We start from the raw sequence: 13,387 nt of genomic DNA, 5'->3' as shown, positions 1-13,387 counted from the left end.
CCCCCGGGACTACCCTGCGGCGGGAGATCCGTTGACTGGAGGTACGTATGCGCCGTTCCGTCGGCCGGAACACGTCACTATTGGCCGTCCTCGCCGTGGTGGCGTCGATGGGGGCCGCCGCTCCGGCGGCCTCGGCGCCGCCCGCCGCCGCGAGGCCCGCGCCGCCCAAGTCCCCGGTGGCGGTGGGCCACGGGGGAGCCGTCGCGAGCGTCGACCCGGACGCCTCGGCCGCCGGGATCGAGGTGCTGCGCAAGGGCGGCAACGCGGTGGACGCCGCCGTGGCCACGGCGGCTGCCCTCGGCGTGACGGAGCCGTACTCGGCGGGCATCGGAGGGGGCGGCTACTTCGTCCACTACGACGCGAAGACCCGCACCGTACGCACGATCGACGGCCGCGAGACCGCGCCCCGCAGCGCCGACTCCTCCCTCTTCCTGGAGAACGGCAAGCCGATCCCGTTCGAGGAGGGCGTGACCAGCGGCCTCGGCGTCGGCGTCCCCGGCACCCCGGCCACCTGGGAGCGGGCGCTGGACGCCTGGGGCAGCAAGTCCCTGCGTACGCTGCTGGAACCGGCCGAACGCCTGGCGCGGGACGGCTTCGTCGTGGACGGCACCTTCCGCTCGCAGACGGCCGCCAACCAGGCCCGGTTCGCCGACTTCCCCGCCTCCGCGGAACTTTTCCTGCCGGGCGGCGAACTCCCCGCCGTGGGGTCCGTGTTCAAGAACCCCGACCTGGCCCGTACGTACGAGAAGCTCGGCCGCGAGGGCGTCCGGGAGGTGTACCGGGGCGAGTTGGCCGACGACATCGTCCGTACGGTGCGCAAGCCGCCCGTCGATCCGGACGCCACACGGGTGGTGCGCCCCGGTGACCTGACCCGCCAGGACCTCGCCGCCTACCGGACTCTGCGCAAGGACCCGACGAAGGTGGGCTACCGGGGTCTGGACGTCTACGGCATGGCCCCCTCGTCGTCCGGCGGTACCAGCGTCGGCGAGGCCCTCAACATCTTGGAGTCCACCGACCTCTCCCGCGCCGACCGGGTCCAGTACCTGCACCGGCTCATCGAGGCGAGCCGCATCGCGTTCGCCGACCGGGGCCGCTGGGTCGGCGACCCGGCCTTCGAGGACGTCCCCACCAGGGAACTGCTGAGCCAGCGGTTCGCGGACGCCCGGGAGTGCCTGATCCGCGACGACAAGGCGCTGACCAGCCCGCTGGCGCCGGGCGACCCGCGAAACCCCGAGCGGTGCGGCAGTGGCGGCACGGCCGCGCCGACGACGTTCGAGGGGGAGAACACCACGCACCTGACGACCGCCGACAAGTGGGGCAACGTCGTCGCCTACACGCTGACGATCGAGTCCACCGGCGGCAGCGCCATCACCGTGCCCGGACGCGGGTTCCTGCTCAACAACGAGCTGACCGACTTCTCGTTCGCACCGGCCAACCCGGCGGTCCACGACCCGAACCTCCCGGGCCCGGGCAAGCGCCCGCGTTCGTCGATCTCCCCGACCATCGTGCTGAAGCACGGCAAGCCGGTGCTGGCCCTGGGCTCGCCGGGCGGGGCCACCATCATCACGACCGTCCTCCAGTCGCTCACCGGACACCTGGACCGGGGGCTCCCGCTGGTCGACGCGATCGCCGCGCCGCGCGCCAGCCAGCGCAACGCGCCGACGACCGAGATCGAGCCGGAGCTGTGGAACAGCCCGGTCCGCGCGGAGCTGGAGAAGCTCGGCCACGCCTTCCGCCAGAACCCGGAGATCGGAGCGGCCACCGGGGTGCAGCGGCTGCCGGACGGCCGCTGGCTGGCGGCGGCGGAAAAGGTGCGCCGCGGCGGCGGCTCGGCCATGGTGGTGCGTCCGGGCGGCCGTTACTGACCCCACCGGACGCGGCAGGCGCGGCGGGGCCGGCGCCACGCGACGCGGCGCGGCGCCGGCCCCGGTCCCGCCCGGGCCGTCTACAGCGCGGTGAGGACGCGTGGGCCCTCGTCCGTGATCGCCACCGTGTGCTCGGCGTGCGAGGCCCGGCTCCCGTCGGTGGTCCGCAGCGTCCAGCCGTCCTCGTCGTGGCGGAACTCGTCGAGGCCCCCGGCGAGCAGCATGGGCTCGATGGCCAGGACCATTCCGTGCCGCAGCACCATGCCCCGGCCCGGCCGCCCCTCGTTCGGCACGGACGGGTCCTCGTGCATGGACCGGCCGATGCCGTGCCCGCCGTAGCCCTCCAGGATGCCGTAGCCCGCGTCGCGGCAGACCGTGCCGATCGCGTGGGCGATGTCGCCGATCCGGTTGCCCACCACGGCCGCGCCGATCCCGGCCGCCAGCGCCTCCTCGGCGGCGGTGATGAGCCGGGTGTCCTCGGGGCGGGGCTCGCCCACGGTGAAGCTGACCGCCGAGTCGCCGGCCCAGCCGCCGAGGAGCGCACCCGCGTCCACGCTCACCAGGTCCCCGTCGCGCAGCGGCTCGGCGGAGGGGATGCCGTGCACGACCGCGTCGTTGACCGAGACGCAGATCACCGCCGGGAAGGGGGTGGGCGCGAAGTGGGGCTTGTAGTCCAGGAAGGGGGAGGAGGCGCCGGCCCCGCTCAGCACCTCGCGGGCGGCCTCGTCCAGTCGGCGCGGGGTCACGCCGACCGCCGCCACCTCGCGCGCCCGGGTCAGGACCTGCGCGACGACCCGGCCGGCCTCGCGCATCGCTGCGATGTCTGTGTCCGTCTTGATGTGCACCATGCCCATTACTATACCGGTCGAAGCGGTATAGTAATGACGGTATAGAAAGAGTGTTCCGTAGTAGGGTGGGCACATGGTCCGTACCCCTCTGACACCCGAAGAGCGCCTGCGCGGCGAACGGCTCGGCGCACTGCTCCGCGCGGCGCGCGGGGAGCGCAGCATGGCGGCCGTCGCCGCGAGCGCCGGCATCTCCGCGGAGACCCTCCGGAAGATCGAGACCGGCCGCGCCCCCACCCCCGCCTTCTTCACCGTGGCCGCCCTCGCGGGCGCGCTGGGCCTCTCCATGGACGAGATCCTCGGCCGCTGCGCCCCGGAACGGGCCGCGGAGCCGCTGACCGCCTAAGGCGTGTTTCGGGAGGAGCGCCGTCCGTCCGGAGGGCGGGCTCGGAGGCGCTTTCGAAACACGCCCTGGACGGGCGCGCGGGAGGCCCATGCGCACCGTGCCGTCGGAGGCGCGTAGGGTCGCGTCGTGACCCTCCAGGACTTCGCGCGCAGCGAGTACGTCAGCCTGACCACCTACCGGAAGAGCGGCGCCCCGGTCGCGACGCCCGTGTGGGCCGCGGTCGAGGACGGTGTGCTCTACGTCTGGACCCGCTCCGACTCGTGGAAGGTCAAGCGGCTGCGCGGCAATGACAAGGTCGTCGTCACCGTCTGCGACGTACGGGGCAGGATCGCCGACGGGGCCCCCGGCGCGGAGGGTACGGCGAAACTGCTCGACGAGGACGGCACCCGCGCGGTGCGCAAGCTGCTGGCCCGCAAGTACACCTGGAAGTTCTGGCTCGTGGACTGGCCGTCCACGGTCGTCCGCCTCGGCAAGCGTCCGCACACCGGGATCGCCGTCACCTTTTGAACCGGATGCGGGGCGAGGGGCCGGAGCTCCGCGGCGCGGGTCCGGGCGGCGGCCGGTGTGCGGGGGCGTGAGGCGCCGGGCGACGGTCGGCACGTGTCCGTTGTGGACCGGTCGGGTGCGAAACATGATCGACTCCATCGGTTCACGGCGATGGTCTTGCCCCGCCGGACGGACGGGCTTACGTTCTCCCTCCATGCACCGGTCTACGTGCGTAGAGACGCCGAGGGCTCTCTGACGCCGCGTCGAAGGAGCAGCCCATGTCCCACGTCGTCCGCGCCGCACTCGTCCAGGCCGCCTGGACCGGCGACACCGAGTCCATGATCGCCAAGCACGAGGAGCACGCGCGCGAGGCCGCCCGGCAGGGTGCGCGGATCATCGGGTTCCAGGAGGTGTTCAACGCCCCCTACTTCTGCCAGGTGCAGGAACCCGAGCACTACCGCTGGGCCGAGCCGGTCCCGGACGGGCCGACGGTCCGGCGCATGCGGGAGCTGGCCCGCGAGACCGGCATGGTGATCGTCGTCCCGGTCTTCGAGATCGAGCAGTCCGGTTTCTACTACAACACCGCCGCCGTGATCGACGCCGACGGCTCCTACCTCGGCAAATACCGCAAGCACCACATCCCGCAGGTCAAGGGGTTCTGGGAGAAGTACTACTTCAAACCCGGCAACGCCGGTTGGCCGGTCTTCGACACCGCCGTCGGCAAGGTCGGCGTCTACATCTGCTACGACCGGCACTTCCCCGAAGGGTGGCGGCAACTGGGACTCGGAGGAGCCCAGTTGGTGTACAACCCCTCCGCCACCTCGCGTGGACTCTCCAGTCACCTCTGGCAGTTGGAACAGCCCGCCTCCGCCGTCGCCAACGAGTACTTCGTCGCCGCGATCAACCGCGTCGGCCGGGAGGAGTACGGCGACAACGACTTCTACGGCACCAGCTACTTCGTCGACCCGCGCGGCCGGTTCGTCGGGGAGGTCGCCAGCGACAAGGAGGAGGAACTCCTCGTCCGCGACCTGGACTTCGACCTGATCGAGGAGGTCCGCGCACAGTGGGCCTTCTACCGGGACCGACGGCCCGACGCCTACGGGGGGCTGGTGGAGCCGTGAGCGGACTGTACGCGCGCCACCGCGCCGTCAGCCCCGAGTGGCTGGCCCTCTACTACCGCCACCCCATCGAACTCACCCACGGCGAAGGACGCTACGTCCGGGACGCGGACGGCAACCGCTACCTCGACTTCTTCGGCGGCATCCTCACCACCATGACCGCCCACGCCCTGCCCGAGGTCACCGAGGCGGTCGCCGAGCAGGCCGGACGGATCATCCACTCCTCCACCCTCTACCTCAACCGCCCCATGGTGGAGATGGCCGAACGGGTCGCCGCCCTCTCCGGCATCCCCGACGCCCGGGTCTTCTTCACCACCTCCGGCACCGAGGCCAACGACACCGCCCTGCTGCTCGCCACCGCCTACCGCGGGTCCAACCAGATCCTCGCGATGCGCAACAGCTACCACGGGCGCTCGTTCTCCACGGTCTCCGTCACCGGCAACCAGGCGTGGTCGCCCACGAGTCTGTCGCCCCTCCAGACGCTGTACGTCCACGGCGGCGTCCGCACCCGGGGGCCGTACGCCGGGCTGAGCGACGACCGGTTCATCGAGGCGTGCGTCGCCGACCTGGAGGACCTGCTCGGCCACACCCGGAAACCCGCCGCCCTGATCGCCGAACCCATTCAGGGGGTCGGTGGGTTCACCTCCCCGCCCGACGGGCTGTACGCCGCCTTCCGGCAGGTCCTGGACCGCCACGGGGTGCTGTGGATCTCGGACGAGGTGCAGACCGGCTGGGGCCGTACGGGCGACCACTTCTGGGGCTGGCAGGCACACGCCGAGCACGGCCCGCCGGACGTCCTCACCTTCGCCAAGGGCATCGGCAACGGCATGTCGGTCGGGGGAGTGGTGGCCCGTGCCGAGGTGATGAACTGCCTCGACGCCAACTCCATCTCCACCTTCGGCGGTTCGCCCGTCACCATGGCCGCGTCGCTCGCCAACCTCTCGTACCTCCTGGAACACGACCTCCAGGGCAACGCACGGCGCGTCGGCGGACTCCTCATCGAACGGCTGCGCGGCATCGCCGCCGCGTTTCCCGCCGTACGCGAGGTGCGCGGCCGGGGCCTGATGCTCGGCGTCGAGCTGGTGAAGCCCGGCACCGACGAGGCCGACCCCGAGGCCGCGGCGGCCGTCCTCGAAGCGGCCCGCGCGGGCGGACTGCTCATCGGCAAGGGCGGTGGACACGGCACCAGCGTCCTCAGGATCGCCCCGCCGCTGACCCTGACCGTCGCCGAGGCGGAGGAAGGCGCGGCGATCCTCGCGGACGCCCTGCACGCGGCGGACTGACCCCGCCCCCGCCGGCCCGTACGCACACCAACCGCGCGGGGCCGCCCCGTGCCGCGCCCACCGGGCCGGCGGGACGGCCCCGCAGTCGAGGAAGCCGCCATGAGCCCCACCGTCATCCCCGGTGGCCCGGTCCGTGGTCGGCGCGAAGGGAATGCTGGGAAATGACTCGGACTCTGTTGACCGGCGGCCTGGTGATCACGGCCGCGGACGAGGTGCACGCGGATGTGCTGATCGAGCACGGCCGGGTGGTGGCGTTGGCGGCCCCGGGGACGCAGGAGTGGACGGCGGACCGGGTGATCGACGCGTCGCAGAAGTACGTGATCCCGGGCGGTGTCGACGCCCACACGCACATGGAGCTGCCCTTCGGCGGCACGTTCGCGTCGGACACGTTCGAGACGGGGACGCGGGCGGCCGCGTGGGGCGGGACGACGACGATCGTCGACTTCGCGGTACAGGCGAAGGGGCAGGCGCTCCGGTCCGGCCTGGACGCCTGGATGGAGAAGGCGGAGGGGAACTGCGCCATCGATTACGCGTTCCACATGATCATGTCGGACGTGAACGAGTCGACGCTGCGGGAGATGCCGAAACTGGTCGAGACGGGGGTCTCCTCGTTCAAGCTGTTCATGGCGTACCCGGGCGTCTTCTATTCGGACGACGGCCAGATCCTGCGGGCGATGCAGGTGGCCGGGGAGACCGGCGGGCTGATCATGATGCACGCGGAGAACGGCATCGCGATCGACGTCCTCGTCGAACAGGCGCTCGCCCGGGGCGAGACCGATCCCCGGTACCACGGCGAGGTCCGCAAGGCCCTCCTGGAGGCGGAGGCGACGCACCGGGCGATCCAGCTGGCCCGGGTCGCCGGCTCCCCGCTGTACGTCGTGCACGTGTCGGCCGAGGAGGCGGTGGCGGAGCTGGCGGCGGCCCGCGACCGGGGACTGCCGGTCTTCGGCGAGACCTGCCCCCAGTACCTCTTCCTGTCCACCGACAACCTCGCCGAGCCGGACTTCGAGGGCGCCAAGTACGTCTGCTCGACCCCGCTGCGGCCGAAGGAGCACCAGGCGGCGCTGTGGCGGGGCCTGCGGACCGACGATCTCCAGGTGGTCTCCACCGACCACTGCCCCTTCTGCTTCACCGGCCAGAAGGAGCTGGGCCGGGGCGACTTCTCGAAGATCCCCAACGGGCTGCCGGGGGTGGAGAACCGCATGGACCTCCTCCATCAGGCGGTGGTGGACGGGCACATCTCCCGGCGCCGCTGGATCGAGATCGCCTGTGCGTCCCCGGCCCGGATGTTCGGCCTCTACCCGCGGAAGGGCACCATCGCGCCCGGCTCGGACGCGGACGTCGTCGTCTACGACCCGCATGCCACGCAGGTGCTGTCGGCCGAGACCCACCACATGGACGTCGACTACTCGGCGTACGAGGGGAAGACGGTGACCGGGCGGGTCGAGACCGTCCTCTCCCGGGGCGAAGTGGTCATCGACCGGCGGAAGTACGTGGGCAGGGCGGGGCGGGGGGTGTTCCTGCCCCGCGGTCTCTGCCAGTACCTGGCCTGAGCGGCCGGGCGCCCCGTCGTACGGCCGCGGCGTTCGGAGCCTCCGCGCGGACCTCGGACGCGTCCCGCTCTCCCCTCCGCCCGGACGCGGGGCGCGCGGGCCCGCCCCGGGCTCTCGCCACTCGGGTGGACCCCGCCCGATGGCCGTCCCCGGGCGGACGCCTTAGGAAGGTTCCGGGTGCATATGCCCGCCTCTCGCCGCCGCCGGTGGGAGGAGACGCGAACCGGAAGGTCATCATGACGACTCCTCGCGAAGCCACTCCCTCTCCGATCCCCCCGCCCGGAGAAGACGACGACCTGGAGGCGATACAGCCGGTCCATCCCGCTGCCGACTCCGTCGAAACTCTCGACGCCCGCCTCCAGGCCCGCGCTGACGCGGAAGCGCAGTCCGGACCCGCCGACCTGGCCCCGGCCGAGGACGAGGCGGAAGCCGAGGACGTCGTCCCCGCGGAGCCGGAGCACGACCCCTGCGACCGGCCGGACTGCTCCGTCTGCGCCGACCCCGTCGAGGGACTCGTGCACACCGCCGCCACCATCAGGTCCCTGGACGAGGTCCTCGCCCTGATACGGCTGCTGGAGCAGGCCCCCGAAGGCGACGAGGCCGCCGGCGAGACCGTACGCACCGCCGCCGTCGAGCGCCCCGTGGACGACGTCGCCGAACTGGTGGCACGCCTCTCCGAAGCCCCCCGGGAGGTCGACCGCGCCGACCAGGCCATCCACGCCGCGGCCGCACTCCGTCCGATCAGCGACATCAGCCACCTCATGGCCCTGCTCCACCGTCCGCCGCACGACCAGCACGCCGGGGAGGAGGCGGTGCACGCCGCCGCCACCGAACTCACGGTCGAGGAACTGGCGGAACTCATCGGCAAGCTGCAGTCCGACCGCACCACAGCCCCGCCGCGGGAGCAGCAGCCCCCGCCCCCGGCCGACGTCGCCGACGCGCTTTCCGAGCTCCAGAGCACCGCGCCCGGCTCCGCCGCCCCTGCCGCGCCGGAGCGCACCGCGAACCGGCCGGCAGCGCCGTCCGGCTCCGGCTCCGGCCCCGCGCGCCCCTCCCGCCCGGCCCGCGAGCGCAGGTCCTCCGCGCCCCAGGACGTCCCGGACACACGCTCCGACCTGTCGACCCTCCCCTGGCTCCGTCTGGCGTCCGCCGCCGTCCTGGTGCTCTGCGGCGCCGCGCACTTCCCGCTCCACCCCGCCGAACTCTCCACGGCCGGCCTCGCGCTCTCCGCGGGCGCGGCGGGTCTGTGCCTCCTCCTGGCTCTGGGCATGCTGCTGCGCAACGCCGTGCCCGCCATGGTGCTCGGGGTCCTCTTCACGGGCCTGCTGGCAGCAGCGCACGTGATCATTCCCAAGACCTCCGCCACCACCCTGGCCACCGCGCTGCACGGCGGAGGGGTCCTCGCGACCCTCGCGGCAGCACTGGCCACACTGGTCTGCCTGCTGGCCCTGGCCGCCACGCTCGCCCTGGCCCGGGGCCGGAGGCCGGACGACGCCACCGCGCGAGCGACCACCCTGCCGCGGAGCGACAGGGGATCGTGACCGGCGCCCCGCCCTCTGTGCCGCGACACGGCACAGAGGGCGGCCCCGACAGTCGGCGCCGGCTCCTGCCGCCCTGTGCCCGGAGAGGGGCACAGGGCGGCAGGAGCATGCCTGGAGGCGGCCCGGCCCGCCCGTTCGGGCTGCAGGCGGGACTTTCGCAACACGCCCTAGGGGGCGGGCATCCAGTGCACCTCCAGCAGTCGGGGGGCGCGCAGTGTGGGCACCCACAGGTCGACCGGGCCGCCGCCGTCAGCGGGACGGGGGCCCACCCCGACCACGCGCAGGCCGGCCCGGCGGGCGGACTCGATCCCCGTCAGCGAGTCCTCCACCGCCAGCGTCCGTTCACACCGGGCGCCACAGAGCAGCGCCGCGGTGATGTAGACGTCCGGCCACGGCTTGGGCCTCACGACGTCCGCCGGAGCCCCGCTCCGCGGCGTCGCATCGTGGGCCTCGGGAACGTCGGGGACGACGATGTGGCGGAAGTACGCCAGCAGTCCGGCCTGTTCCAGGCACTGCTCCACCACGGTCAGAGGACAGTTGCTCGCCACCGCCAGGGGAAACCGGCCGGACAGGCGCCGGACGAACTCGGCCGCCCCGGGCATGGTCACCGGGTCGTCGGCGACGCGGTCCAGGAAATGGGAGAGCAGGGACCGGGTGAGCTCCGGCGCGAGGTCCGGCTTGTCGGCCTCGTCGGCCATCATCCGGCCGCAGGCGAGGTAGTGGACGCCTTTGGCGCGTTCGGCGAATCCCGGGGTCGGCCGGAGGCCGAAATCCCGCAATGCCCGGACCCTGGCGTCCTGCCAGTGCTGTTCGGTGTCCATGAGCGTGCCGTCGCAGTCGAAGACGACGGCTTCGGGGGACCAGCCGAGGAAAGGTTGTTCGGTGATGGTCATCAGCGGACCACTCCTGAAGGAAATGCGGCCCGGCATAACGCGGGACCGCGGGCCGTGGGGGCGCCACTCGGAAACTGCCCGTCGCACTGCCCATGGCAGCCTGCATTCGGATGCGGACCCCGGTATGGGAATGCGGATACCGGTGCACAAAAGTGGCGTTGCATGACGGTATTCATCCGCCCGGGAAGAGTGCAATCACCGTTTTGGCCCCTCGACACGCGTCCGGGAAACCCTCTACGGGAGGAGCGGGAGCGGGGCCCTCCGCTGCTCTGACGTCGCGTCAACCATCCGTTTGACGCCTCCTGTTGCTCCGAAAGTTCCACGGTTCGGCGTTCCCGGCGCGTCCACCGCCGATCAAGCCAGGTGGCCGGAACCGCTTGGCATCCCCAGGGAAATCCACTCGCAGGCATGCATGCTCGAAAGTAAGTAAGGGAAGAGAGAAGGCTTCCTTTTTCACCACCAGCGCACGCGGGCGCATTTTATCCAGAAAACGATGCTTCCGGAGTCCGGGGGCGCTGAAAAATATCCCATCGGAAATTCGGCCAGGCGCCGTTCCGAGGATTTTGGTCAGATATTCGGAACAGTGGGGTTTTCAAGGGGCTGCTGATCGGGTGGCGCCGGTGAGGTCGAGGTGGGGGCCGCGGCGGCCGGGTCCGCTCCCGGGAGGCCGAAGCAGAGGCCGGGCGTGTGTACCGGTGGGAGCAAGGGCCGCCCCCTGGTTTCAACACGCCCCCCCCGGCGCGTACGCCGTCGTCGCCGCGGCGAGGCCGCCGACGCGGCGCGGGAGCACGTAGCCGAGTACCTGTCGGCGGGGCGGCTGGACTGGCCTTCTGTTCCCCGAACGACTGGGCGGGCGGGGTCCGGAATCCCCTACGCTGACCGTCATGTCGACCCGAGCGCCGATCAACGACGAACTGCGTTCCGCGTTGGGTTCCCCCACGGAGGCCACGCTCCTGGACAGCAGCCCGCGCTCACGGGTGTGGCGGGTCGAACTGCGCGGCGGCAGCCGGGTGATCGTCAAACAGATCGCTGACGGAGGTGGAACCGGGCCCGACGGGGACGCGCGCTATGCGCGGGAGGTCGCCGCGTTGCGGCTCGCCGCCCGGGCGACCCGGCCGCCCGTCGCGCCCGCACTGCTGGGAACGGACCCGGCGTCACGCGTGATGGTTCTGGAACACCTGGACGACCTCGGCGCGACCGACGACTGGATGCCCGGCTACGCCGAGTCCCTCGCCCGGCTGCACGCGCTCACCGGGCCGGCCGACGCGGGAACGCTCCCCGGCTGGTCCGGACCGACGGCCGCCGACGCCGAGTCCTTCCTCGCACTCGCCCACGCCCTCGACGTCCCCGTCCCGCCCGGAACACCGGACGAACTTGCCGCCCTGCTCGACCGGCTCGACCCGGCGCCCCACCACGCACTGCTGCACGGAGACCCCTGTCCCGGCAACGACCTGCGCACCGCCTCCGGCGTCCGCTTCGTCGACTTCGAGCAGGCATCGCTGGGCAACGGCCTGGTCGAACTGGCCTACTTCCGTATGGGTTTCCCGACCTGCTGGTGCGCGATGTCGGTCACGGCCACGCCGCTCGCGGAAGCCGAAGCCGTCTACCGTGCCACCTGGCGCGGCCTCACCGGAAGGGACGTTCCGGGCGATCTTGCGGACGCGTGCGCCGGCTGGCTGATCCGTGGCGACGCACTCGTCGAACGCGCCCGCCGCGAGTCCGTCGACCACCTCGCCCGAGTGCCTGCGGAGGACTTCGACTGGGGCCGCGTTTCGGCCCGGGAACGCCTCCTCCACCGCGTGGGCGTTGTTGCCGACCTGACCCGCGACCACGACCGTTTGCACGCGCTCGGCCACCTCAGCGCGGCTCTGGCCGTACGGCTGTTGGAACGATGGCCCGCACTGCGCGCACTGCCCCCGCACAGCACACGCCCCTGACACTCCCACCGGTTCGCGAGCCCTTCGCCCGGCGTGACGTTCCCGTGCGGGTGGGGGGCTGTTCCGGCGTCACCTGTCTCCGCCGACTGCGGGCATCGCCCCGGAAGGGTCAGTAGGGTCGTCCGTGTGCGTGATGTACGAGTGGTTCTGATCGGCGGGGCGTCGAACGCCGGGAAGTCGACCATCGCCCAAGAGGTTGCGGACGAACTCGGGTTCGAGTGCCTGAGTACCGACATGCTGGCCCGGCATCCTGGGCGGCCCTGGAGAACCCCGGAGCGGGAGGTGCCGGCACATGTGGCCGAGCACTACGGATCACTCGACGTGAACGAACTGATCACGTCTGTCTTCGACCACTACGATCGGCTCTGGCCCCGGATCGAAAAGCTGATCACGGCCCGTGCGGCCGAAGACCGCGGCAGCACGGGCCTGGTCCTGGAGGGGTCGGCGCTCTGGCCTGTGCGTGTGGCGAGACTGCAAGTCCCGCACACGGCCGCCGTATGGCTCACCGCCGACGACTCCGTAGTACGCGCCCGCGTTCGTGCCGCGGGCTGCTACGAAGCGGCCACAGGCGAGGAGCGGGCCCTGATGGACAGGTTCCTGGCCCGGACGGAGCGCTATCAGGCCCTGATGATCGAGGCCGTCGACAGGCTGGGCCTGACTCGCATCGACGCGGGGGACGGACGGTCGGCCGAAGAACTGGCTGACACCGTGCTCGCGGCAGTCGACGCGCAGACCGCGCCGGGACGGCCGCACACCGCCGGTGACCCTTCATAGCGGCTCGCTTGCGGTGCGTCCCGAGGCCGAGCGCCCCACCGGCCCGTGCGGAAACGATCGGTAAGGGGCGGTCCCGCGGGTGTCCGACTCCTGGGTGCCCGGAAATATCAGGGGACTTCCCCATGTTGGGGATGGAATTTCCGTTTGAGGGCAAGACGGGACTGGGATGGCGAGGGGTGCGCGATGGTTTGGCCGGCAGGGCAGAGATTCAAAAAGGGTGATGTCTGCAAAGGGGTGGTCTCTGACGTCTTCGACTTCGGCGTTTTCGTAGATCTGGGGGGCTGTGTGGGATTCGTCAACCCCTCCGAGATCGCGTGGAGGGGGTATCCGGAGATCGCCGAAGTGATGTACGAAGGGCGGGAGGTGAACTCCCTGGTCATCGGCCATGCCCCTGCGCGGGAGCACGTTCTCCTCTCCATAAAGGGGCTGGAGGAAGATCCGATCAAGAAATTTTCGCGTGAGAAATTCGGGGTCCCCGTCATGGGGAGTGTCGCGATGGTGGTGGCCGGCGGCCTTCACGTTTCATTGCCGGGTGGCGTGAGCGGGCTGCTCCCTGAGTCCGCAATGATCGGCGTTGCCGATAAATATAGAGTTGGTGATGAGATCTGTGTCGAGGTTGCCAGGATCAATCTTTATGACCGCCAGATCGAGCTGTCGCTGGGGACTCGTACATGAATCCTCGTTCTGGCGGTCTGTCGGCACCCCGCAACCCGCCCGTGCGGCCCACCGGACCCGCACGGCTGTCG

General features: G+C 71.5%; 12 protein-coding genes. 10 read left to right on the top strand and 2 right to left on the bottom strand.

What is annotated here, in order from left to right; all coding sequences use genetic code 11:
* Positions 1-47: 47 nt before the first annotated feature.
* Entirely contained in the window at positions 48-1,865 is a 1,818-nt protein-coding gene (gene ggt / locus AMK24_RS08840) for a gamma-glutamyltransferase (protein ID WP_073766851.1), read from the top strand.
* An 80-nt stretch (positions 1,866-1,945) separates the two neighbouring features.
* Here the strand turns inward: ggt and map are convergent, their stop codons facing one another.
* Entirely contained in the window at positions 1,946-2,713 is a 768-nt protein-coding gene (map, locus tag AMK24_RS08835) for a type I methionyl aminopeptidase (RefSeq protein WP_073768687.1), read from the bottom strand.
* Between the two features lie 73 nt (positions 2,714-2,786).
* Between map and AMK24_RS08830 the strand changes: the two genes are divergently transcribed.
* From AMK24_RS08830 to AMK24_RS08805, 6 genes are all read left to right on the top strand, one after another.
* Positions 2,787-3,056, top strand: coding sequence for a helix-turn-helix domain-containing protein (locus AMK24_RS08830; RefSeq protein WP_073766849.1), 270 nt, complete (start codon positions 2,787-2,789; stop codon positions 3,054-3,056).
* Positions 3,057-3,182: 126 nt separating this feature from the next.
* On the top strand, positions 3,183-3,563 hold the full coding sequence (locus AMK24_RS08825) for a PPOX class F420-dependent oxidoreductase (protein ID WP_073766847.1): 381 nt from the start codon (positions 3,183-3,185) through the stop codon (positions 3,561-3,563).
* 257 nt (positions 3,564-3,820) lie between these two features.
* On the top strand, positions 3,821-4,663 hold the full coding sequence (locus AMK24_RS08820) for a nitrilase-related carbon-nitrogen hydrolase (RefSeq protein ID WP_073766845.1): 843 nt from the start codon (positions 3,821-3,823) through the stop codon (positions 4,661-4,663).
* Positions 4,660-5,943: an aspartate aminotransferase family protein gene (locus AMK24_RS08815; protein WP_073766842.1), complete on the top strand. Its 1,284-nt coding sequence runs from the start codon at positions 4,660-4,662 to the stop codon at positions 5,941-5,943. The genes AMK24_RS08820 and AMK24_RS08815 overlap by 4 nt, the downstream gene beginning before the upstream one ends.
* 161 nt (positions 5,944-6,104) lie before the next feature.
* Entirely contained in the window at positions 6,105-7,496 is a 1,392-nt protein-coding gene (gene hydA, locus AMK24_RS08810) for a dihydropyrimidinase (RefSeq protein ID WP_073766840.1), read from the top strand.
* Between the two features lie 236 nt (positions 7,497-7,732).
* A complete protein-coding gene (locus tag AMK24_RS08805) occupies positions 7,733-9,037 on the top strand; it encodes a hypothetical protein (protein WP_073766838.1) in 1,305 nt (434 codons plus the stop codon).
* A 167-nt stretch (positions 9,038-9,204) separates the two neighbouring features.
* Here the strand turns inward: AMK24_RS08805 and AMK24_RS08800 are convergent, their stop codons facing one another.
* Complete coding sequence (locus tag AMK24_RS08800; RefSeq protein ID WP_073766835.1) at positions 9,205-9,930, bottom strand: HAD family hydrolase; 726 nt, start codon at positions 9,928-9,930, stop codon at positions 9,205-9,207.
* A gap of 884 nt (positions 9,931-10,814) precedes the next feature.
* Between AMK24_RS08800 and AMK24_RS08795 the strand changes: the two genes are divergently transcribed.
* The 3 genes from AMK24_RS08795 (at position 10,815) to AMK24_RS08785 (ending at position 13,316) form a co-directional block, all read left to right on the top strand.
* Positions 10,815-11,867, top strand: coding sequence for a phosphotransferase (locus AMK24_RS08795; RefSeq protein ID WP_073766832.1), 1,053 nt, complete (start codon positions 10,815-10,817; stop codon positions 11,865-11,867).
* Between the two features lie 126 nt (positions 11,868-11,993).
* On the top strand, positions 11,994-12,641 hold the full coding sequence (locus tag AMK24_RS08790; protein ID WP_242435083.1) for a (d)CMP kinase: 648 nt from the start codon (positions 11,994-11,996) through the stop codon (positions 12,639-12,641).
* 183 nt (positions 12,642-12,824) lie between these two features.
* Complete coding sequence (locus AMK24_RS08785; RefSeq protein WP_242435082.1) at positions 12,825-13,316, top strand: S1 RNA-binding domain-containing protein; 492 nt, start codon at positions 12,825-12,827, stop codon at positions 13,314-13,316.
* The last annotated feature ends 71 nt before the right edge of the window (positions 13,317-13,387 follow it).

The organism is Streptomyces sp. CB02366, assembly GCF_001905905.1.
Classification (GTDB): Bacteria; Actinomycetota; Actinomycetes; order Streptomycetales; family Streptomycetaceae; genus Streptomyces.
The sequence above is the reverse complement of the archived record's forward strand: the minus strand, read 5'-3'. Positions and strand labels throughout refer to the sequence as shown.

Excerpts from the sequence above, each read along its gene's own strand:
- map (WP_073768687.1), bottom strand. The coding sequence starts at position 2,713 with ATGGTGCACATCAAGACGGACACAGACATCGCAGCGATGCGCGAGGCC.
- AMK24_RS08785 (WP_242435082.1), top strand. The coding sequence starts at position 12,825 with ATGGTTTGGCCGGCAGGGCAGAGATTCAAAAAGGGTGATGTCTGCAAA.
- ggt (WP_073766851.1), top strand. The coding sequence starts at position 48 with ATGCGCCGTTCCGTCGGCCGGAACACGTCACTATTGGCCGTCCTCGCC.
- AMK24_RS08800 (WP_073766835.1), bottom strand. The coding sequence starts at position 9,930 with ATGACCATCACCGAACAACCTTTCCTCGGCTGGTCCCCCGAAGCCGTC.
- AMK24_RS08795 (WP_073766832.1), top strand. The coding sequence starts at position 10,815 with ATGTCGACCCGAGCGCCGATCAACGACGAACTGCGTTCCGCGTTGGGT.
- hydA (WP_073766840.1), top strand. The coding sequence starts at position 6,105 with ATGACTCGGACTCTGTTGACCGGCGGCCTGGTGATCACGGCCGCGGAC.
- AMK24_RS08820 (WP_073766845.1), top strand. The coding sequence starts at position 3,821 with ATGTCCCACGTCGTCCGCGCCGCACTCGTCCAGGCCGCCTGGACCGGC.
- AMK24_RS08830 (WP_073766849.1), top strand. The coding sequence starts at position 2,787 with ATGGTCCGTACCCCTCTGACACCCGAAGAGCGCCTGCGCGGCGAACGG.
- AMK24_RS08805 (WP_073766838.1), top strand. The coding sequence starts at position 7,733 with ATGACGACTCCTCGCGAAGCCACTCCCTCTCCGATCCCCCCGCCCGGA.